This window comes from Streptomyces sp. NPDC042638 (genome assembly GCF_040647235.1).
Lineage (GTDB): Bacteria > Actinomycetota > Actinomycetes > Streptomycetales > Streptomycetaceae > Streptomyces > Streptomyces rameus.
Window position 1 is genome coordinate 73,375 of the sequence record NZ_JBEZBT010000017.1, and the last position, 19,958, is coordinate 93,332.

Sequence of the window (19,958 nt, forward strand, 5' to 3'; positions counted from 1 at the left end):
TAGGGCGGTGCGGGGTGGGATTCGTGTACGTTCGGTATCCCGAACGGCGTTCGATCGAAATACCGAACCGCTATACCCGTGGAATTACCGGGGATTTCTGGAAATGCAGACGCGATTGTTCGGGCGCCACCGGAAGCCGTCAACCCCCGCCGCACCGGACCATGCCAAGTCTTTGACCGGCGACTGTCGGGGAAGTCTTCCGCGAAGCCCCGGCCCCCTCTACGCCGCCCGCAGCACCGTCACCACCGCCGCGCCGCCCAGACCGATGTTGTGCGCGAGGCCCACCCGCGCCCCCGGTACCTGCCGTGCGCCCGCCTCGCCGCGCAGCTGCCACACCAGTTCGGCCGTCTGCGCCAGGCCGGTGGCGCCCAGTGGGTGACCCTTGGAGATGAGGCCGCCGGACGGGTTCACCACCCACCGGCCGCCGTACGTCGTCGCTCCCGACTCGGCCAGCCGGCCCGACTCCCCCGGCGCGCACATGCCGAGCGCCTCGTAGGTCAGCAGTTCGTTGACGGAGAAGCAGTCGTGCAGCTCGATCACGTCGACGTCCTCGATGCCGAGCCCGGCCCGCTCGTACGCCTGCCGGGCCGCCGCCCGGGACAGCGGCTGTCCGACGACGTCGACGCAGGAGCCGGAGGCGAAGGACTCCTCGGTGTCCGTGGCCATGGCCTGGCCGGCGATCTCGACCAGGCCGGTCAGGGACCGCCGCCGCGCGAACCGTTCCGAGACGACCACGGCCGCGGCGGCGCCGTCCGAGGTGGGCGAGCACTGGAGCTTGGTGAGGGGGTGGTGCACCACGCGTGCGGCGAGGATGTCCTGGACGTCGTACACGTCCCGGAACTGGGCGTTGGGATTGTGCGCGGAGTGGCGGTGGTTCTTGGCGGCGACCGCGGCGAGCTGCGCCTCGGTCGTGCCGTACTTCTCCATGTGCTCGCGGGCGGCGGCGGCGAAGATCTGCGCGGTCGGCGGGGCCGTAGCGAAGCCGTGCCGGGCGGCCATGATCCCGTAGTGCCGGGCGACGGGGGACGCGGCGAAGTCCCCTCCGTCGGCCCCGCCGCCGAGCGCCCCCTTCTTCATCTTCTCGAAGCCGAGCGCCAGCACGCAGTCGCCGGCGCCGCCCTCGACGAGCTGGCGGGCCAGCATCAGGGCGGTGGCACCGGTCGCGCAGTTGTTGCTGACGTTGTAGACGGGGACGCCGGTCAGACCGAGTTCGTAGACGGCGCGCTGCCCGGCGGTGGAGGGCTGGAAGCAGTAGCCGACGGGAACCTGTTCCACCTCGCGGTAGGCGATCCCGGCGTCGGCGAGCGCCGCGCCGCCCGCCTCCCGCGCCATGTCCCAGTACTGCCATTCACGGGTCTCGGGCTTCTCGAACCTGGTCATCCCGACCCCGGCGACATAGGCCTTCATGGCGCGTCAGATTAGAACGCGTTCCAGCGAGAAGCCAGACTCATGACGCTCCGTCAGAAACCCATGACCGGGTCAAGGATTCGTTAGAGGCCCGAAGCAACGGAATAGTTGCCTGTGCATACGAGGTTTACCCGGCACTTATGACACGCGGAAGGCCTCACTCCATGACAGACACGACGACCGACCAGCCCACCCGGGGAGCGGGTGGCGCGGTGGTTCCGGTGCTCGCCTTCGCGGGCATCGTCGTCGCGGTGATGCAGACGCTGCTCGTGCCGGTCATCAAGGACCTGCCACAGCTGCTGGACACCGCTCCGAGCAACGCCACCTGGGTCCTGACCTCGACCCTGCTGTCCGGCGCCGTGGCCACCCCGATCATGGGCCGGCTCGGCGACCTCTACGGCAAGCGGCGCATGCTCATCCTGAGCCTCGCCGTGATGGTGGTCGGCGCCCTGGTCAGCGCGCTCACCAGCCAGCTGCTGACCATGATCGTGGGCCGCACCCTGCAGGGCTTCGCCATGGGCGCGATACCGCTCGGCATCGGCCTGATGCGGGACATGCTGCCGCGCGAACGGCTCGGCTCGGCCATGGCCCTGATGAGCTCCTCGATCGGCGTCGGCGGCGGCCTCGCCCTGCCCGCCGCGGCCCTGGTCGCCCAGCACACCGACTGGCACGCCCTGTTCTACGGCGCGGCCGGCCTCGGCGTGCTCGCCATCGCTCTCACCCTGCTCGTCGTCCCCGAGTCGCCGATGCGTGCCGAGGGCTCCTTCGACCTGACCGGCGCGCTGGGCCTGTCCACCGGTCTGGTGCTGCTCCTGCTGCCCATCACCAAGGGCAGCGACTGGGGCTGGTCCTCCGGCACCACGCTCGGCCTGTTCGCCGCGTCCGTCGTCGTGCTCCTGCTGTGGGGCCTGTTCGAACTGCGCGTCGCGGCGCCCCTGGTCGACCTGCGCACCACCGCGCGGCCGGCCGTCCTCTTCACCAACCTCGCGTCGATCATGGTCGGCGTGGCGTTCTACGTCGTCTCCCTCGTCCTGCCCCAGCTGCTCCAGCTGCCCGCCGCGACCGGGTACGGCCTCGGCCAGTCGATGGTCGTCGCGGGCCTGTGCGTGGCTCCGCTGGGTCTGACGATGATGTTCACGGCGCCGGTGTACGCCCGTCTGTCGGCCCGCTACGGCCCCAAGGTCACCCTGATCATCGGCCTGCTCGTCATCGCCGTCGGCTACGGCGGCGGCCTCGGCCTGATGGACGCGGCCTGGCAGACGATCGTCACGTCCGTGATCCTCGGCGCCGGCATCGGCCTCGCCTACTCCTCGCTGCCCGCCCTGATCGTCGGCGCGGTCCCGGCCTCGGAGACCGGCGCGGCCAACGGCCTGAACACCCTGATGCGGTCCATCGGCACGTCGGTGTCGAGCGCCGTCATCGGCATGGTGCTGGCCAACACCGCCAACGACGTGGGCGGCGTCGCGGTGCCGACCATGCACGGCTTCCGGGTGTCCTTCCTGATCGCCACGGCCGCCGTGGCCGCGGGCCTGCTGCTCGCGCTCTTCCTGCCCAAGGCCGGCCGCCCGGCCCAGCAGCACCCGCAACTGCGGGCGAGCAGCGAGGAGGACGCCGTACTCGAGCGCGCCGAGGAGATCCTGCGGGGCTTCCGCGGCCGGGTCCTGGGTGCCGACGGCACTCCGGTGGCCCGGGCCAAGGTCACCCTGATCGACCGGCGGGGCCGCCAGGCGGGCTCGACCGTCTCCGGCGAGGACGGGGCGTACGCCCTCGCCGTTCCGGCACAGGGCGCGTACGTCCTCGCCGCGCGGGCCTCCGGCCACGGGCCGCTCGCCTCGTCCGCGACGCACTCGGGTGAGCAGGGGGCCGTCGAAATGGACCTCTCGCTGCCGGGGGAGAGGGTGCGCGCCTAGGGTCCTGCGCCCGGATCGGGCGAGCCCGGCATGATCCGGACGGGAAGCCCCGGCCGCCCGGCGCCGGGACCGGCCGGACCGCGGCCTTCCGGCGCCGCCGCGTGGCCGGTCGCCCGGACGGCGGAACCGCACCGCACCTCCACACGGACCCGCGCCCTTTCCGGGGCGCTGCCGCACCCCCTGTCGTATCGCCGACGGGGGGTGCGGCAGCATGGGCGCCCAGACAGCCGTACGACCGAGAGGCACCCATGCCCGCCGCACCCCAGCCCGAGATCCTGGCCGCGTTCGAGGCGGCGAAGGGGTTCATGCCCGTGGACGAGGGGCTCGCGCTGTACGCGGCGGCGGTGACGGCGGGGCGGCTGGGGCTGCCGCTGCTGGAGATCGGTACGTACTGCGGGCGCTCCACGGTCCTGCTCGCCGACGCGGCCCGGGCGGCCGGGGTCACGGCGCTGACCGTCGACCACCACCGGGGCAGCGAGGAGCAGCAGCCCGGCTGGGACTACCACGACCCCGAGACGGTCGACCCGGAGACCGGCCTCATGGACACGCTCCCGGCCTTCCGCCGCACGCTGTTCAAGGCCGGCCTGGAGGAGCACGTGGTCGCCCTCGTCGGGCGCTCCCCGCAGATCGCGCGGATCTGGAACTCCCCGCTCGGGTTCGTGTTCATCGACGGCGGCCACACCGACGAGCACGCCGGCGCGGACTACGAGGGCTGGGCGCCGCACGTCGCCGAGGGCGGGCTGCTGGTCATCCACGACGTCTTCCCGCACCCCGAGGACGAGTTCACGGGCCAGGCGCCGTATCGCGTGTACCTGCGGGCCCTCGACTCCGGGGCGTTCACGGAGGTCTCGGCGACCGGCTCGCTGCGTGTCCTGAGGCGAACGGAGGCGGGGATCCGGGGCCGCGGTTAGAGTCGCAGACGTGTCGTACACAGGACCGGACTTCGATCCTCCGCAGCCTCGCCGGCTCCGGCGCGGCCCGTTGACCGTCGCGCTCGCCGCGCTGGTGCCCGGTGCGCTGCTCGGCTGGGTGGTGTACGAGGCGGTGGGCGGCGGGCCGGGCGGCGAGGACCGTACGGCCTCCTCGGTGCCCTCCGCCCCGGCGTCCTCCCCCGGCGACGACGGCAGGCCGTCCGCCCCGGCCGCCGGCCGGCCGGACTCCGCGCGCCCGCTCACGGGGATGGTCGTCGTGGTCGACCCGGGCCACAATCCCGGCAACTTCCGGCACACGGCCGAGATCAACCGCCCGGTGGACATCGGAACCAACCGCAAGGAGTGCGACACCACGGGGACGTCCACCAACGACGGTTACACCGAAGCCCGGTTCACGCTCGACCTGGCGCACCGGCTGCGAACGCTCCTGCAACGGCAGGGCGCCACGGTGAAGCTGACCCATGACGGCGACGGTCCGCCCTGGGGGCCGTGCGTGGACGAGCGGGCCCGGATCGGGAACACCGCGCACGCGGACGCGGCGATCTCCCTGCACGCCGACGGCTCCGCCGCCGGCAACCGCGGCTTCCACGTCATCCTGCCGGGATCGGTGCACGCCGGTGCGGCGGACACCCGTGGCATCGTCGGTCCCTCCCGCGACCTCGGGGTGCGCGTCGCGGGCGGCTACCGCCGCGAGACGGGCGAGCCGCCCTCCAACTACCTCGGCGGCGGTACCGGTCTGGTGACGCGGACGGACCTGGGTGGTCTCAATCTGTCAACGGTTCCCAAGGTGTTCATCGAGTGCGGCAACATGCGCGATAGCAAGGACGCGGCACTGCTGACCGACGGCGCCTGGCGGCAGCGGGCCGCGCAGGGGATCTCTGAGGGAATCGTGAGTTTCCTGCACGGTTCCTGACCGGTGGACGCGACCGGCCGGACAGCCGGATCTTGTGGACGATAGTGTCTACCGACGACGAGACGACCTACGAAGGACCTGAAGTGAATATCCGCTCCCTCACTAGAGGCGACGGCGTGGTGATCGGAGCAGCGGTGGTGCTGTTCATCGCGTCGTTCCTCAGCACGTTCGACACCGACGGCAGCGACGTACCCAACGCCTGGGACAACCTCGGCCTGGTGATGAGCATGTATGTCGGCGGCATCGTCGGCGCGGTCCTGATCGTCCTCGCTCGTGCCCTCCCGCAGCCTCGCAAGGTCGTCGGCCTGGACCTCGGCCAGGTCGGTGTCGCCCTGACGCTCTTCGCCGCGTGGACCGCGTTCTGGACGATCGTCGACCCGCTGGGCGCCTTCGACAAGTCGGACCTGCTCGACGTCGGCGCGGGATCCGGTCTCATCCTGGGTCTCATCGCCGCGCTGCTGCTGGCCGCCGCCGCCATCGCCACCCCGCTGCTGCCCGCCCTCCAGGGCCCGCTGGTGCCGGCCGCCAAGCCGGCCGCCCCGCAGCCCTACGGCGCCCAGCCGCACGGTGGTTACGGCTACCCGGGCGCCCAGCCGCAGCCCTACGGTGCCCAGCCGCAGCCGGGCCAGCCGTTCGGCCAGCAGCAGCCGGCCGGGCCCGCCGCGGCGGCGCAGGGCGCCCCGGCGGCGCAGCCCGCGGCCGCGGACTTCTCCCCGTTCTGGTTCGCCGTGCCGGTGCCCCGGCCGCTGTTCGCGGAGGACGGCTCACCGACCCCGATCGCCGAACTGGCGCCCGGCACCTGGTACCTGGCCGTCGAGCAGCGCGGTGCCGCCCTCGTCGCGCAGACCCAGGACGGCCGCCGGGGCGTGCTCCAGGACACCTCCGGCATCCAGCGCGGCTGAGCCCCGCACACCGCCGTACCGGCCCCTCGCCCTTCCGGGCGGGGGGCCGTTGCCGTACAGTCGCCCCCCGGCTGATATCTGACGGTACGTCAGGAGGCAGGCACATGCGGCTCGGTCTCGCACTCGGCTACTGGGGACGCGGCCCGGACACCGGCCATGTGCCGCTCGCCCGGGAGGCGGAACGGCTCGGCTACGACTCCGTGTGGACGGCGGAGTCCTGGGGCTCGGACGCCTTCACCCCGCTGACCTGGATCGCCGCGCACACCTCGACGATCAAGCTGGGTACGGCGGTCGCCCAGATGGCCGCGCGCTCGCCGGCCGCCACCGCGATGCACGCGCTCACCCTGGACCACCTCTCCGGCGGACGCGTGCTGCTCGGGCTCGGGCTGTCCGGGCCGCAGGTGGTGGAGGGCTGGTACGGCCGCCCGTTCCCGAAGTCGCCGCTGACCGCGACCCGGGAGTACGTGGACGTCGTACGGCGGGTGCTGCGCCGGGACGGCCCGGTCGCGGTGGACGGGCGTTTCCATCCCCTCCCCTACCGGGGGCCGGACGGCACCGGCCTCGGCAAGCCGCTGAAGCCGATCACCCATCCGCTGCGCCCCGGCCTGCCCGTCCTGCTCGGCGCCGAGGGCCCGAAGAACGTCGCCCAGACCACCCGCATCGCCGACGGCTGGCTGCCGCTGTACTGGGCGCCGAGCCGGCCCGAGGTGTACGGGGACGCGGTCCGGGAGTTGCCCGAGGGGTTCCTGGTGGCTGCGATGGCCCGGGTGAAGGTGTGTGACGACGTGGCCGAGGGGCTGCTGCCCGTCAAGGCCATGCTCGGCTTCTACATCGGCGGGATGGGGCACGCGGCCCGCAACTTCCACGCCGACCTGATGGCCCGCATGGGCTACGAGCGGGAGGCCCGCCGCGTCCAGGAACTGTTCCTGGCCGGGCGCCGGGAGGAGGCCGTACTGGCCGTCCCCGACGCCTTCGCCGACGAGATCTCCCTGGTCGGCCCGCGTGAACGCATCGCCGAGCGGCTGGAGGCGTGGCGTGCGGGCCCGGTGACGGACCTGCTGGCCCTGTCACCGGACCCGCACACCCTCAGGGTGCTGGCGGAGCTGAACTCCTAGCCCTTGGAGAGCTGGGAGGCCGAGGGCACCTGGTTCTTGACCGGGGCGCCGGCGTCCTGCCCCGCGCCCTTCACCTGGTTGATGATGCCGTCGAAGGAGCCCGCCGCGTTCTCGTCGCCGTTGCGGAGCTTGGACGGCAGGTCCTTCAGCGAGTCGATGCCGGAGCTGAGCGGCGCGATGGCCTTGGCCAGCAGCGGATCGCCCTGGGCGTTCTTCTGGGCCGCCTTGAGCCGGTTGTACGCGAAGGCACCGGCGAGGCCGGCCTTGACCAGGGCCAGCTTGCGGCCCTTGGCGCCCTTCTTGAACTTGCCGGCCTTCCACGGCTTCACGATCCACTGGTAGGTCGCGCCGGCGGCGAGGCCCGCGTTCGCCACGAACCGGGTCTTGGCGAGCTTCTGGTGTTCGGCGGACGCGGACGGGGTGGGTGAGTCCGCGGCCGGGACGGCTTGCGCCGCCGCGGTGTCCTTCGTACTGCTCTTCTCGCTGCCGCAGGCGGTGGCACCGGCCACCAGGGCGCAGCACAGGGTGAGCGCCACGAACAGGCGCCGTATCGGTACGGGCACGTGGTCCTCCGGACGTGTCCTCCCCGAGCGGTCTGTTTCCTCCGGCAGCCTCACCCGGGGCGGCGCGCTGCGCCACCCGGGGGACGCCGTCCGGGTGCCCGGCCCTGTTTCACCGCCCCGGAAGCGGCAATCCGAAGAGCATGTCTCGATATCGCACAGGCGCGAATCAGGCGGGGACGGTCATCGCGGTCGTCGCCGACATCATGGCCCTCATACTCGGCCTCTGGATTCTGATGTACCTGCTGGACGCGAACCGGGCGAACAGCCTGGTGCAGTTCGTCCATGACGCGGCCTCCTGGCTGGCCGGCTGGTCCCACGACCTCTTCACCTTCGACGAGGCCTGGGCCCGGGTGGTCGCCGGCTACGGGCTGGCCGCCGTGGTCTACCTCTTCGTCGGCCACGCCATCGCCAACCGGATGCACCGCCACTGAGGCGCCCCGCGGGGGCGCGGGGCCGCAGCGATGTGCGGTTCCGCCGCGCGGGCGCGACCGGCCGGCCCGGGCCCGGCGGCCGTGAGCGTGGCCGTCGGGCTCGTCCTGGTGCCCCGCGGAGCGCTCAGCAGCAGTCCGGGGCCAGGCCGGTCGGCAGGTGTTCGCCGCCGAACACCGCGCACGTGGCCTCGTGGCCGCCGAGCGCGGCCACGGCCAGGAGCAGGGAGCCCGCCGTCCAGGTGGTCAGCTCGCGGGGCCAGACCGCCTCGTCGTCGAAGACGTAGCCCGTCCAGTACAGGCCGGTCGCGGGGTCGCGCAGGTGCTGGATGGACTGGAGGATCTCCAGGGCCCGGTCGGACTCGCCCACCGCCCACAGGGCGAGGGCGAGTTCGCTGGACTCGCCGCCGGTCACCCACGGGTTGGGGACCACGCAGCGCACGCCGAGGCCGGGGACGACGAAACGGTCCCAGGACTCCTCGATGCGGGCCTTGGCCTCGGCACCGGTCAGGGCGCCGCCGAGGACCGGGTAGTACCAGTCCATCGAGTAGCGGTCCTTGTCGAGGAAGCGCTCGGGGTGGCGCCGGATCGCGTGCCGCAGCGAACCCGCGGCCAACTCCCAGTCCGGCTGCGGCTCTTCGCGCTGCTCGGCGATGGCGAGGGCACAGCGCAGGGCGTGGTGGACGGAGGAGCTGCCGGTGAGCAGGGCGTCGGCCGTGGGGGTGCCGTCGTCCTCGCGGCGCCAGCCGATCTGCCCGCCGGGCTGCTGCAGCCGCAGCACCCACTCGACGGCCGCGTAGACGGTCGGCCACATGCGGTCCAGGAACGTGTCGTCGCCCGTGGACAGGTAGTGGTGCCAGACGCCGACGGCTATGTAGGCGACGAAGTTGGACTCGCGGGCGCGGTCGCTGACGTCGTCGTGGGCGCCGTCGGCGTAGGCGGCGTACCAGGAGCCGTCCTCGTTCTGGTGCCGGGCGAGCCAGGTGTAGGCGCGCTCAGCGGCCTCGTGCTCGCCGGCCGCGTCCAGGGCCATGGCGGCCTCGGTGTGGTCCCAGGGGTCCAGGTGGTGTCCGCGGAACCAGGGGATCGCGCCGTCCTCCCGCTGCGCGGCGAGGATGCCGGCGACGGTCACGGCGGCCTGCTCCGCGGTGAGGACCCCGGGCAGGACGAGGTGTTCTGTCCGGGGGGTGGTCACTTGGCGGCCACCTCGTCGCTGACACGGGGCAGGTGCGGCTTGGTCGCGTAGACCACGAAGCTCTTGCCGATCAGCGGGTTCAGCGCCTGCTCGGCGACCCGCGTGGCGAGCGGTTTCTTCATGATGTCCCAGACCAGCAGCTTGTGGTACGCCCGCACCGGCAGGGCCTTGTCGTTGTCGACGCCGAACGCGCACTTCAGCCACCAGTACGGCGAGTGCAGGGCATGCGCGTGGTGGCTGCCGTACGGCTTCAGGCCCGCCTCGCGGACCTTCCCGACCAGTTCGTCGGCCCGGTAGATGCGGATGTGGCCGCCCTCGACCTCGTGGTAGGCGTCGGACAGTGCCCAGCAGACCTTCTCGGGGCCGTAGCGCGGCACGGTGATCGCGATGCGCCCGCCCGGCTTGAGCACGCGGACCATCTCCGCGAGCACGCCCTTGTCGTCGGGGATGTGCTCCATCACCTCGGAGATGATGACGACGTCGAAGGAGTCGTCCGGGAACGGCAGGGCGAGGGCGTCACCCTCCATGGCGGTGGCGGTGGCGCCCTCGGGCGCCTCCCCGGCCTCCTTCATCGCGGCGAACCACTTGGCGACCTCGCGGATCTCCTCGGCGTTCTGGTCGAGGGCCACGACCCGGGCGCCGCGCCGGTAGCACTCGAAGGCGTGCCGGCCGGCCCCGCAGCCGAGGTCCAGGACGCGGTCGCCCGGGGCGAGCGGGAACCGGGAGAAGTCGACGGTCAGCACGTGGCCCTGCTTTCGGAGGAGACGCCTGCAACACTTGCCGGGGCCGCGGAGCGGCCGGAGGTCCCGGCCGCGGCGCGGCCCGGTGACGGGGCCTTGGAGCGGTGGGGGCCCGCGGAACGGGCGATGGCCTCGCGGTAGTGGGCCACCGTCCCCTCCGCTGCGCGGGCCCAGGTGAACCTGTCCAGCACCCGCTCGCGGCCGGCCCGGCCGAGCCGCGCGCGCAGCCCCGGGTCGCCCAGCAGCCGGCTCAGACCGGCGGCCAGCGCGCCCGCGTCGCCGGGCGGTACGGCCAGACAGGTCTCGCCGTCCCGGCCGGCGACCTCGGGGATCGCGCCGCCGGTGGTGGCGACCAGCGGGGTACCGGTGGCCATGGCCTCGGCGGCGGGCAGCGAGAACCCCTCGTAGAGGGAGGGCACGCAGGCCACCTCGGCGGAACGGATCAGGTCGACCAGTTCGGCGTCGGAGATGCCCTTGACGAAGTCGACGGCGCCTTCGAGGCCGTACCGCTCGACCGCCTGCGCGACCGGGCCCTCCGCGGGCCGCCTGCCGACGACGACGAGGTGGGCCGCCGGGTGCTCTGCGCGCACCTTGGCGAGCGCCTCCACGAGGAAGACCAGGCCCTTGAGCGGCACGTCCGCGCTGGAGGTCGTGACGATCCGGCCCGGCACCTCGGGGACGGCGGGATTCGGCGCGAACAGGTCGGTGTCGGCGCCGATGTGGACGACGTGGACCCGGTCCTCGCGGACGCCGAGGTGGTCCACGATCTCCTGGCGGGAGCTGCCGGAGACGGTGAGGACGGAGGGCAGCCGGCGGGCGACGCGCTTCTGCATCCGGGTGAAGGCGTACCAGCGGCGCACCGAGTAGCGGCGCTGCCAGGTGCCGGCCGCGTCCAGCTCCAACTGCCGGTCCACGGTGATCGGATGGTGGACCGTGGTGACCAGGGGCGCGCCGATGTCGCCCAGCAGCCCGTAGCCGAGGGTCTGGTTGTCGTGGACGACGTCGAACTCGCCGCGCCGGGCGCGCAGGTGGTGGCGGGCGCGCAGGGAGAAGGTCAGCGGTTCGGGGAAGCCGCCGGTCCACATGGTCGCGACCTCCAGGGCGTCGACCCAGTCCCGGTACTCCTCCCGCCTGGGGGTGCGGAAGGGGTCGGGCTGGCGGTAGAGGTCGAGGCTGGGCAGCTCGGTGAGGGTGAGCCGCGGGTAGCCCTCGTCCAGGACCGGGTACGGCTGGGAGCCGATGACCTCCACGCGGTGCCCGAGGCGGGCCAGCTCGCGCGAGAGGTGCCGTACGTAGACACCCTGTCCCCCGCAGAAAGGGTTCCCCTTGTAGGTGAGGAGTGCGATGTCGAGCGGTCGCTCCCCGTCGGAGGCGGGTTCCTGGCCGGCACCCGCTTCCCGGGCCTCAGCGGTCACTCCGTGCCCCCTTCTGCCTGCACTGTCCCGCGAGACTACGACGGGACGCTAATCTAGAACAAGTTTCAGACTTGATCGTTCGAGAGGCTCTGAATCTACCGGCAGGTAGGGGCGCTGTGAGCAGTGCAGCAGGTGATTCGCGCCACGGCGCGCGGCCCTGCCATGCCGGCTGATCACGAGCCCTACAGACCCCCTCACCGACTGTCACGGAACGGGACCCATGCCTGCGGAAGCCAGTACGTCGCGTCCGGCCACCCCGCCCCTCACCGAGCGGCAGGAGGCCCGCCGCCGCAGGATCCTGCACGCCAGCGCCCAGCTGGCCAGCCGGGGCGGGTTCGACGCCGTGCAGATGCGCGAGGTCGCCGAGTCCTCCCAGGTCGCCCTCGGCACGCTGTACCGCTACTTCCCGTCCAAGGTGCACCTGCTGGTCGCCACCATGCAGGACCAGCTGGAGCACATGCACGGCACCCTGCGGAAGAAGCCGCCGGCGGGTGACACGGCGGCCGAACGGGTGGCGGAGACGTTGATGCGCGCCTTCCGGGCGCTCCAGCGCGAGCCGCATCTGGCCGACGCGATGGTCCGCGCCCTGACCTTCGCCGACCGCAGCGTCTCGCCCGAGGTCGACCAGGTCTCCCGCCAGACCACGGCGATCATCCTGGACGCCGTGGGGCTGGAGAACCCCACCGCCGAGCAGCTCTCGGCGGTCCGGGTGATCGAGCACACCTGGCACTCGGCGCTCGTCACCTGGCTCTCCGGCCGTGCCTCCATCGCCCAGGTGAAGATCGACATCGAGACGGTGTGCCGGCTGATCGACCTGACGGAGCCGGCCCCCCGCGGATGACCGCGTCCCCCCGTCCGCGTGCGTCCGGGGGAACGCGAAAGACCTACGAGACGGGTTCCCTTCGCCGGCATGGTCCGGATCAGGTCATGGGGGTCGTCGTCAGGCCTGACTGCTGCCTTCCGGCCTCTCAGCCCGACCGTCGCTGTCGGCCCGGGCGGATGCTTGCGCGTCTCGCCTGAGTCGGCTACTCCGGTTGGACTCCCTCACTCGCCTCGTAGGCTGATACCAGCATAGAACGGTGATGCGCGACAGAACCCCCCATTTCGCACCAGTTTCCCACTGCCGCGGCCGGCGGCCCCGCCTACTGCGACCGACGGCCCCGCCCCGCTCCAGCCCCGCCCCGCTCCGCCCTACTCCTCCGGCGGGAACACCGCCTCCCCGGCGCCCAGCAGGGTGATCACGATGGCCTCCACCGGGCAGCTCTCCGCCGCCGCCAGGATCTGTTCGCTCGCGTCCGTCTCCGGCTCGGCGGGGTGGGACTGGCGGGCCGAGTCCAGGCGGAAGCCGCCGGGGGCGTGGTGGAGGCACTGGGCCGAGCCGATGCAGACGGAGCGGTCGACCTCGACGTGCCAGCGGTCGCCCATGCTCACGCTCCCGCCGGGAGGTGGATCATCTTGTGCTCCAGGTACTCGCCGTACCCCTCCGGGCCGAACTCCCGGCCCACGCCCGAGTTCTTGTAGCCGCCGAACGGGCCGAGCATGTCCAGGCTGAAGGTGTTCACGGAGTACGTACCGGTGCGGACCTGCCGGGCGATGTCGGTGCCGTGTGCCACGTCGGCCGTCCACACACTGCCGGACAGGCCGTAGTCGGAGTCGTTGGCGACGCGCACGGCCTCCCGCTCGTCGCCGTAGGGGAGAAGGCAGATCACCGGGCCGAAGATCTCCTCGCGGGCGATGCGCATGGAGTTGTCGACGTCGCCGAAGAGCGTCGGTTCGACGTACCAGCCGCGCTCCAGGCCCCGCGGACGGCCGCCGCCGGTGAGGACCTTGGCGCCCTCCTCCTGGCCGACGCGGATGTAGTCGAGGCTGCGCTGCTGCTGGCGGCGGGCGACCAGCGGGCCGACCTGGGTGGCCGGGTCGAGCGGGTCGCCGACCCTGAGCGCGCCCGCCGCCTGGGCGAAGGCGTCGGCGAACTCGTCGTAGCGGGCACGCGGGACGAGGATGCGGGTCTGGGCCACGCACGCCTGGCCGTTGTTCATCCAGGCCGCCGGGACGATCCCGGACACGGCCGCCGCCAGGTCCGCGTCCGGCAGCACCAGCGCCGCCGACTTGCCGCCCAGTTCCAGGGTGACCCGGGTGAGGTTGCGGGCGGCGACCTCCATCACCCGCCTGCCGGCCGCGACCGAGCCGGTGAAGGAGACCTTGTCGACGCCGGGGTGGGCGACCAGGTACTCACTGACCTCCCGGTCGGCGGGGAGGATCGACAGCACACCCTCGGGCAGCCCCGCCTCGCGCGCGATCTCGCCGAGCAGGTAGGCGTCCAGCGGGGACTCCGGGGACGGCTTGAGGACGACCGTGCAGCCGGTCAGCAGGGCCGGCGCGAGCTTGGCGGCGGCGACGAACTGCGGGACGTTCCAGGGGACCACGGCGGCGACGACGCCGACCGGTTCGCGGCGGACCAGGATCGGCCCGAGGGCTCCGTCCCGGCGCTCCTCGTAAGTGAAGTCCCGGGCGACCCGGATCGCCGCGTCCCACACCATCATCGCGCCGAGCGCCTGGGCGAGGACGCTCCAGGAGTAGGGCGAGCCGTTCTCGGAGGAGATCACCCGGGCGATCTCCTCGTGCCGGGCGGCGATGCCGTCCTTGATGCGGGTGACGACCTCGATCCGCTCCTCCGGCGTGGCGCGCGGCCAGGGCCCCTCGTCGAAGGCGCGGCGCGCCACGGCGACCGCCCGGTCCACGTCCCCCCCGGAGGCGTGCGGCACCCGGCCGATGACCTCCTCGGTGTGCGGGGAGACCACCTCGATGACCTCCCGGCCCAGGGGGTCGGTCAACTCCCCGCCGATGAACAGCTGTCCGTGTTCCACGAGCTCGGTCATGACCGGAAGCCTCCCGCCGCACCGCAACTTTCTGACGCTGTTTCAGAACTGATACCAGTTCTAGTTATAGTGGGCAATGGCCGTGCGGCGGAGGGGGCGGGGATCGATGGTGACGACGTTCGATCACGGCGGGGGCGTACGGTCCGTCCAGGTGCCCATCCCGGACAACCCCCTCGGCCACACGCTGGTGTACGTGGTGGACACCGGCCGGGGCCCGGTGCTGATCGACACCGGCTGGGACGACCCCGACTCCTGGGACACGCTCGCGGCGGGGCTGGCGGAGTGCGGTACGGCGGTCCGGGAGGTGTACGGCGTCGTCGTCACCCACCACCACCCCGACCACCACGGACTGTCCGCGCGGGTGCGCGAGGCCTCCGGCGCCTGGGTGGCGCTGCACGCGGCCGACGCGGCGATCGTGCGCCGGGCGCGGGAGAGCCGGCCGGAGCGCTGGTTCTCGTACATGGCCGCCAAGTTGACGGCGGCCGGCGCGCCCGAGGAGCACGTCGCCCCGTTGCGGGCGCCGCGCGGCCGGACGCTGCCCGGGCTCTCCCCCGCCCTGCCGGACCGGGACATCGTCCCGGGCGAGCTGCTCGACCTGCCGGGCCGCCGGCTGCGCGCGATCTGGACCCCGGGGCACACGCCGGGCCATGTCTGCCTGCACCTGGAGGAGGAGCATCCGGGCCGGCTGCCGGGCCACGGGCGGCTGTTCAGCGGTGATCACCTGCTGCCCGGAATCACCCCGCACATCGGGCTGTACGAGGACCCGGACGACGCGACCGTCACCGATCCGCTCGGCGACTACCTCGACTCCCTGGAGCGGATCGGCCGGCTCTCCCCCGCCGAGATCCTCCCGGCCCACCAGCACGCCTTCACCGACGGCCCCGGGCGGGTACGGGTGCTGCTCGGCCACCACGAGAGCCGTCTGTCCAACCTCCTCGCCCTCCTCGCCGAGCCCCTCACCCCCTGGCAGCTCGCCGAGCGCATGGAGTGGAACCGCCCCTGGGCCGACATCCCCTACGGGTCGAGGAACATCGCGGTTTCGGAGGCCGAGTCGCACCTGCGGCGGCTGGTGAAGCAGGGACGCGCGGAGCCGGTGCCGGGGAGCGGGCCGGTGGCGTACGTGGCGGTGTGACAACGGCCGCCGCACCGGGTTCCGCCGTCGGCCGGGCGGGCGGGCGCGGGCTTCCGCGACACACCGCGGGTGCCCCGGTGCGTCGGAGGGGTCAGGCGCGGCCGGTGTCCGCCGCCCGCTCCGAGGCGATGATCATCTCGGCCAGGTCGGCCAGGGTGGCGAGCTGCCGGGCGTTCATCTGCGGGGCCCGGGCGGCCAGCCGTACCAGCCCGCACTCGCGCAGCCGCAGCAGCGGGTCCGCCTGCGCCTCCAGGTCCTGCAGCACCGGCTGCAGGGCCGCGTGCAGCGCCTCCGGCTCGTCCGCCGTGAAGAATCCCGCGGGCAGGCCGAAGAACCGGCGCAGCCGGTCGGCGTGTTCCAGGCTCGGCATCCCGCTCTTGCGCCACTCGCTCAGCCACTGCCGGCTGGTTCCGGCGATCCTGGCCAGCTCGTCCAGCGAGTACCGCTTGCCGTCCGGCCGGCGCCGGCTCTCCCGGACGAAGTCCAGTCGCTGGCGCACGCGTTGGGCCAGGCAGGTCTCGACGGTCCGCCCTCCGCGGAGCAGTTCGACGACGGTGCCCACGGGGATACCGGTGCGGTACGACAGGCCGGCCACGTCGAGAGCCTCCGGCAGCCGACCGGGCCGGCCGGTCAGCTCGCCGAGCCGGCCCAGGACATCGGCCAACGCGGCGTAGGCGTCACTCACCGAGGTCCCCCCTGGGCGTGTCATCCGTTCGGTGGCTGGGCGCGAGGCTACCCGCTCGCCCGTTCGCCGACCAGCGTGACAACACTCCCTGCACAATTAGGCAGCTATCGTTGACAGTTGAGGGCGCGGTGGGTGAGGATCACTGCACGGAGAGCAAGATCCCGCCCCGGGTGCCGCCTATGGGGGAGCGGCACCGGGGGCGTTTTCTCGACCGCCTTCCCCCCGCGGAAGGTCGGGGCACCCATGGCACAGCCTGTCGTCCTTCTCGGGGCCGGCGGCCAGGACTTCTGCGGCGAGTTCCCGTTGGCGCGGATCGCCGCGGTCCACCCGGTGCTGCTCGTCGATCAGGACCCGCCCGCCTGGGCGCGCCCGTATCTGGCCGGCCATCTCGCGGCCGACCCTGCCGAGGCACGGACGGCCGAGGCGGTGCTGCGGTACACGGCCGGGGACCCGGTCGGCGGCGTGCTGACCTGGTCGGGGGAACACCTGGTCAGCGCCGCGCGGATCGCCGCCCGGCTGGGCCTGCCGGGCCTGCCGTACGAGACGGCGGCGGCCTGCGCCGACCCCGTGGCGTTACGGGCGCTGCTGACGCGGCACAGGGTGCCGACGGCCACGCCCGAGGACCCCGACGACGCGGACGGGCCGCTGGTGTCCGCGGAGGCCGTCGTACTGGACGACGAGGTCCGCATCGTCGCACTCACCCGTACGACCCCCGGTCCGCCGCCCGCCCGCCGCCCGCTGCGGCACTGCGTCCACGCCCACGACGGGCTGCTGCACAACCGGTTCCTGCGCCAGTGCGTCGAGCGGGCCGTGCGCGCCCTCGGCCTCACCCACACGGTCGCGCACCTCACCCTGCGGCTCACCGCCCGCGGCCCCCGCGTCCTGGGCGTGGCCCCGCACCTGCCCGGCGACCTGATCCCGCTGCTGGTGGAGCGGGCCACCGGGGTCGACCTGGCCGGGGCCGCCGCCGCGCTGGCCACCGGTCGGCACCCGGACGTGACCCCGACCCGCCAGCGGGCCGCCGCCGTCCAGTTCGCCTACCCGGCCACGACCGGCCGCCTGACCCACCTGCGGCTGGACCCCGCCGCCGCGGACGAGCCGGCCGCCGAGCGCATGGTCCTCACCCGGCGGACCGGCGACCCGGTGACGGCGGCCGCGCACGCGGACCCCGCCGACCGCCTGGCCCACTGGGTGGCGACGGGTGAGGACGCCGCGGAGTGCGAGGAGACCCTGCGCCGCATGGCCCGCCACCTGACGGCGACGGTGACGCCGACGGCCGCGACGTACGCGGCCTGAACGACCGCCCGCGGGGCGGTGACCCCGGTCACCGCGCCCCTGTGCCCACGGCCACCCCCTGGCCCGCGCGGAGCGGCCGGTAAAGTGACCCGAGTCGTCATCACACCCGTACGGGGGAAGCCGGTGCAATTCCGGCGCCGATCCTTCCCCAGGCTCTCGGCTTCGCCCGGGCCGGGGATGCCCCGGTCCGTGCAGCGGCCCCGGCCCCCTGACGGCGCGCCGGACCGCCTCGGACGGGACGTTGACCGGCTCGCGTGCGCCGACGGTCCACGCGCACCGCATCGTCGAGGTTCACGGAGCCGAGCCGCCGGGGTCACCCCGCGCTGCCCGGCTCCCCGCAGGAGAGGCAGTCGCCGACCATGAACGTCCGCCGCAGTGCCGCGGCTCTCGCCGCCGTAGGCGTGCTGGCCGCCGCCGCGCCCGCCACGGCCGCCGGCCCGTCCCCGTCCCCGAAGGTGACGCTCCCGTCCGGGTTGTACGGCAAGGGGGACCCGACGAACGACGGCGTGTGGCGGCAGTCGCTGACCCTGCTCGCCCAGCGGACGCTCGGCTACCGGCCGGCCGCCGAGGCCGTGGACTGGCTCACCGGACAGCAGTGCGCGAACGGCTCCTTCGCCCCCTTCCGCGCCGCCCCCGCCGAGCCCTGCGACGCCAGGACCAAGGCCGACACCAACAACACGGCCGCCGCCGCACAGGCCCTCGCCGCCACCGGCGGGCACGGCGCCGCCGTGACCAAGGCCGTGAACTGGCTGAGGTCCGTGCAGAACAAGGACGGCGGCTGGGGCTACTACGCGGGCGACCCGAGCGACGCCAACTCCACCGCCGCCGTCATCGGCGCGCTCACCGCGGCCGGCACGGACCCGGCGGACGTCCGCAAGTCCGGCAGGTCCCCGTACGACGCGCTGCCCGCCTGGGCCGTGCCCTGCGACCGGGACGGCGGCGGCGCCCTCGCCTACCAGAAGGGCAAGAAGGGCGAACTGTCCGCCAACGCGGACGCGACCGCGGCCGGTCTGCTGGGTGCGCTCGGCAAGGGCTTCGTGGCGGAGGCCGGCAGGGCCCCCGCGAAGGACGCCTGCGTGGCGGCCGGCCACCTCACCCGGCAGCAACTGGCCGACAACGCCGGCGCCTACCTGGCGGCGGCCGTCACGAAGACCGGCCACCTGACGTCCACCCTCGCCGGTGCCGAGGACCAGCCCGACTTCGGCAACACCGCGGACACCGTCGTCGCGCTCGCCGCGGACGGCCGGACCGCACCCGCGAAGAAGGCGTACGCCTGGCTGGAGAAGAACGCCGGCCAGTGGGCCACGCAGAGCGGCCCGGCCGCGTACGCCCAGCTGATCCTCGCCGCGCACGCGGTCGGGGAGCAGCCGGGGGACTTCGACGGCACCAGCCTGGTCGGTTCCCTCAACGCGCTGGGCCCTGCCCCGCGCCTGGACTCCGGCGAGCACCAGGCGGCGGAGAAGGCAGACAAGGCCGACAAGGCGGACTCGAAGAGCGGCGTCTGGTGGACCGTCGGCGCCTGCCTCGTCGCCGGTATCGGCGTCGGCTTCCTGCTCAGCGGCCGGAAGAAGCGGCAGCCGTGACCGCCGTCCGCCGTACCGTGCCGGCACTCCTGGCCACGCTGCTGCTCCTCGGCTCCGCCGGGCCGGCCGGCGCCGCCGGCTACCGCTACTGGTCCTTCTGGGAGCGCGCCGGCGGCCACTGGACCTACGCCACGCAGGGCCCGTCGCTGGCGCGCCCCGACGACGGCGCGGTCCAGGGCTTCCGGTTCGCGGTGAGCGCGGACTCCGCGGACGCCAGCCGGCCGCGCGGGACGGCGGACTTCGACACGATCTGCGCGGGTACGCCCGCGAAGTCCGGGACGAAGCGGGTGGCTCTGGTCCTCGACTTCGGCACGGGCGCGGACGCGCCGTCCGGCGAGACACCGCCGGGCCGGCGTACGGCGTGTGCGCGGGTGCCGTCGGACGCGACGAGCGCGGACGCGCTGGCCGCCGTTGCCAAGCCGCTGCGCTACGACGCCAACGCCCTGCTGTGCGCGATCGCCGGGTATCCGGCGAAGGGGTGCGGCGAGCAGGTCACCGCGCGGGGTGCCACGAAGGAGAAGAGCGGCCCGCGGGACAGCGGCCCCTCGCTGGGTCTGCCGATCGGCGCCGGTGCGGTCGCCCTGCTCGCGGCGGCCGCGGCCTGGCAGGCACGGCGGCGGCGGCGCGATGAGTCCGGGTGAGTGCGGGCCGAGGTGCGAGCGCGGAGAGTCGTACGAGCACGGCCAGCCGTGCCCGTGCCGCCGGACGTCCGCGCGCGGGCTGACGTGCCCGTGCGGCCAGTCGCGCCCGTGCCGGCAGACGTGCGAGCGCGGGCAGACGTGCGAGCGCGGGCAGACGTGCGAGCGCGGCGGCCAGTCGTGCCCCTGTCGACAGACGTCCGCGTGCGGCCAGTCGGGCCCGTG

19 protein-coding genes are annotated in these 19,958 nt (G+C 73.5%); 11 read left to right on the plus strand and 8 right to left on the minus strand.

The window, feature by feature from the left end; all coding sequences use genetic code 11:
• Positions 1-219: 219 nt before the first annotated feature.
• Entirely contained in the window at positions 220-1,407 is a 1,188-nt protein-coding gene (locus AB0B40_RS16535) for a beta-ketoacyl synthase N-terminal-like domain-containing protein (protein ID WP_362264182.1), read from the minus strand.
• A gap of 164 nt (positions 1,408-1,571) precedes the next feature.
• Here AB0B40_RS16535 and AB0B40_RS16540 point away from each other — a divergent pair, with 164 nt between their 5' ends.
• From AB0B40_RS16540 to AB0B40_RS16560, 5 genes are all read left to right on the plus strand, one after another.
• Positions 1,572-3,317 carry an MFS transporter gene (locus AB0B40_RS16540; RefSeq protein WP_362264184.1) on the plus strand — a complete coding sequence of 582 codons (1,746 nt, stop codon included), beginning with the start codon at positions 1,572-1,574 and terminating at the stop codon, positions 3,315-3,317.
• Positions 3,318-3,565: 248 nt separating this feature from the next.
• The gene (locus AB0B40_RS16545) at positions 3,566-4,228 is read left to right on the plus strand and encodes a class I SAM-dependent methyltransferase (protein ID WP_362264186.1); all 663 of its coding nucleotides are present in this window, start codon (positions 3,566-3,568) and stop codon (positions 4,226-4,228) included.
• Positions 4,229-4,238: 10 nt separating this feature from the next.
• Positions 4,239-5,162 (plus strand): N-acetylmuramoyl-L-alanine amidase, encoded by a 924-nt coding sequence (locus tag AB0B40_RS16550; RefSeq protein ID WP_345046982.1) that lies wholly within the window; start codon positions 4,239-4,241, stop codon positions 5,160-5,162.
• A gap of 83 nt (positions 5,163-5,245) precedes the next feature.
• Complete coding sequence (locus tag AB0B40_RS16555; protein WP_362264230.1) at positions 5,246-6,064, plus strand: hypothetical protein; 819 nt, start codon at positions 5,246-5,248, stop codon at positions 6,062-6,064.
• A gap of 104 nt (positions 6,065-6,168) precedes the next feature.
• Positions 6,169-7,179, plus strand: a complete 1,011-nt coding sequence (locus tag AB0B40_RS16560) for an LLM class F420-dependent oxidoreductase (protein ID WP_345046985.1) — start codon at positions 6,169-6,171, stop codon at positions 7,177-7,179.
• Here the strand turns inward: AB0B40_RS16560 and AB0B40_RS16565 are convergent.
• Positions 7,176-7,742, minus strand: a complete 567-nt coding sequence (locus tag AB0B40_RS16565; protein WP_345046986.1) for a hypothetical protein — start codon at positions 7,740-7,742, stop codon at positions 7,176-7,178. The two genes, AB0B40_RS16560 and AB0B40_RS16565, sit on opposite strands and share 4 nt — an antisense overlap.
• A 140-nt stretch (positions 7,743-7,882) precedes the next feature.
• Between AB0B40_RS16565 and AB0B40_RS16570 the strand changes: the two genes are divergently transcribed.
• Entirely contained in the window at positions 7,883-8,173 is a 291-nt protein-coding gene (locus AB0B40_RS16570; protein WP_345046988.1) for a hypothetical protein, read from the plus strand.
• Between the two features lie 124 nt (positions 8,174-8,297).
• On the opposite strand, the gene AB0B40_RS16575 is transcribed toward AB0B40_RS16570, so the two are convergent.
• From AB0B40_RS16575 to AB0B40_RS16585, 3 genes are read right to left on the minus strand one after another with little or no spacing between them, the layout of a single operon-like run.
• Positions 8,298-9,365 carry a prenyltransferase/squalene oxidase repeat-containing protein gene (locus AB0B40_RS16575; RefSeq protein ID WP_345046989.1) on the minus strand — a complete coding sequence of 356 codons (1,068 nt, stop codon included), beginning with the start codon at positions 9,363-9,365 and terminating at the stop codon, positions 8,298-8,300.
• Positions 9,362-10,108, minus strand: coding sequence for a class I SAM-dependent methyltransferase (locus AB0B40_RS16580; protein WP_345046991.1), 747 nt, complete (start codon positions 10,106-10,108; stop codon positions 9,362-9,364). Before AB0B40_RS16580 ends, AB0B40_RS16575 begins: the two co-directional genes overlap by 4 nt.
• Complete coding sequence (locus tag AB0B40_RS16585; protein WP_345046993.1) at positions 10,102-11,520, minus strand: glycosyltransferase family 4 protein; 1,419 nt, start codon at positions 11,518-11,520, stop codon at positions 10,102-10,104. Before AB0B40_RS16585 ends, AB0B40_RS16580 begins: the two co-directional genes overlap by 7 nt.
• A gap of 220 nt (positions 11,521-11,740) precedes the next feature.
• On the opposite strand from AB0B40_RS16585, the gene AB0B40_RS16590 reads away from it, so the two are divergent.
• Positions 11,741-12,361, plus strand: coding sequence for a TetR family transcriptional regulator (locus AB0B40_RS16590; protein WP_345046994.1), 621 nt, complete (start codon positions 11,741-11,743; stop codon positions 12,359-12,361).
• Between the two features lie 350 nt (positions 12,362-12,711).
• Here the strand turns inward: AB0B40_RS16590 and AB0B40_RS16595 are convergent, their stop codons facing one another.
• A complete protein-coding gene (locus AB0B40_RS16595) occupies positions 12,712-12,945 on the minus strand; it encodes a ferredoxin (RefSeq protein ID WP_345046996.1) in 234 nt (77 codons plus the stop codon).
• Positions 12,946-12,947: 2 nt separating this feature from the next.
• A complete protein-coding gene (locus AB0B40_RS16600) occupies positions 12,948-14,399 on the minus strand; it encodes an aldehyde dehydrogenase (protein ID WP_362264190.1) in 1,452 nt (483 codons plus the stop codon).
• 106 nt (positions 14,400-14,505) lie between these two features.
• On the opposite strand from AB0B40_RS16600, the gene AB0B40_RS16605 reads away from it, so the two are divergent.
• Positions 14,506-15,531 carry an MBL fold metallo-hydrolase gene (locus AB0B40_RS16605; RefSeq protein ID WP_345047000.1) on the plus strand — a complete coding sequence of 342 codons (1,026 nt, stop codon included), beginning with the start codon at positions 14,506-14,508 and terminating at the stop codon, positions 15,529-15,531.
• A gap of 91 nt (positions 15,532-15,622) precedes the next feature.
• On the opposite strand, the gene AB0B40_RS16610 is transcribed toward AB0B40_RS16605, so the two are convergent.
• Entirely contained in the window at positions 15,623-16,216 is a 594-nt protein-coding gene (locus AB0B40_RS16610) for an XRE family transcriptional regulator (protein WP_362264191.1), read from the minus strand.
• 243 nt (positions 16,217-16,459) lie between these two features.
• Between AB0B40_RS16610 and AB0B40_RS16615 the strand changes: the two genes are divergently transcribed.
• The 3 genes from AB0B40_RS16615 to AB0B40_RS16625 all read left to right on the plus strand — a co-directional run bounded on the left by AB0B40_RS16615 (position 16,460) and on the right by AB0B40_RS16625 (position 19,736).
• The gene (locus AB0B40_RS16615) at positions 16,460-17,512 is read left to right on the plus strand and encodes a hypothetical protein (RefSeq protein WP_345047003.1); all 1,053 of its coding nucleotides are present in this window, start codon (positions 16,460-16,462) and stop codon (positions 17,510-17,512) included.
• A 359-nt stretch (positions 17,513-17,871) separates the two neighbouring features.
• Positions 17,872-19,095: a prenyltransferase/squalene oxidase repeat-containing protein gene (locus AB0B40_RS16620; RefSeq protein WP_345047005.1), complete on the plus strand. Its 1,224-nt coding sequence runs from the start codon at positions 17,872-17,874 to the stop codon at positions 19,093-19,095.
• Positions 19,092-19,736 carry an SCO2322 family protein gene (locus AB0B40_RS16625; protein WP_362264193.1) on the plus strand — a complete coding sequence of 215 codons (645 nt, stop codon included), beginning with the start codon at positions 19,092-19,094 and terminating at the stop codon, positions 19,734-19,736. The genes AB0B40_RS16620 and AB0B40_RS16625 overlap by 4 nt, the downstream gene beginning before the upstream one ends.
• Positions 19,737-19,958 lie beyond the last annotated feature (222 nt).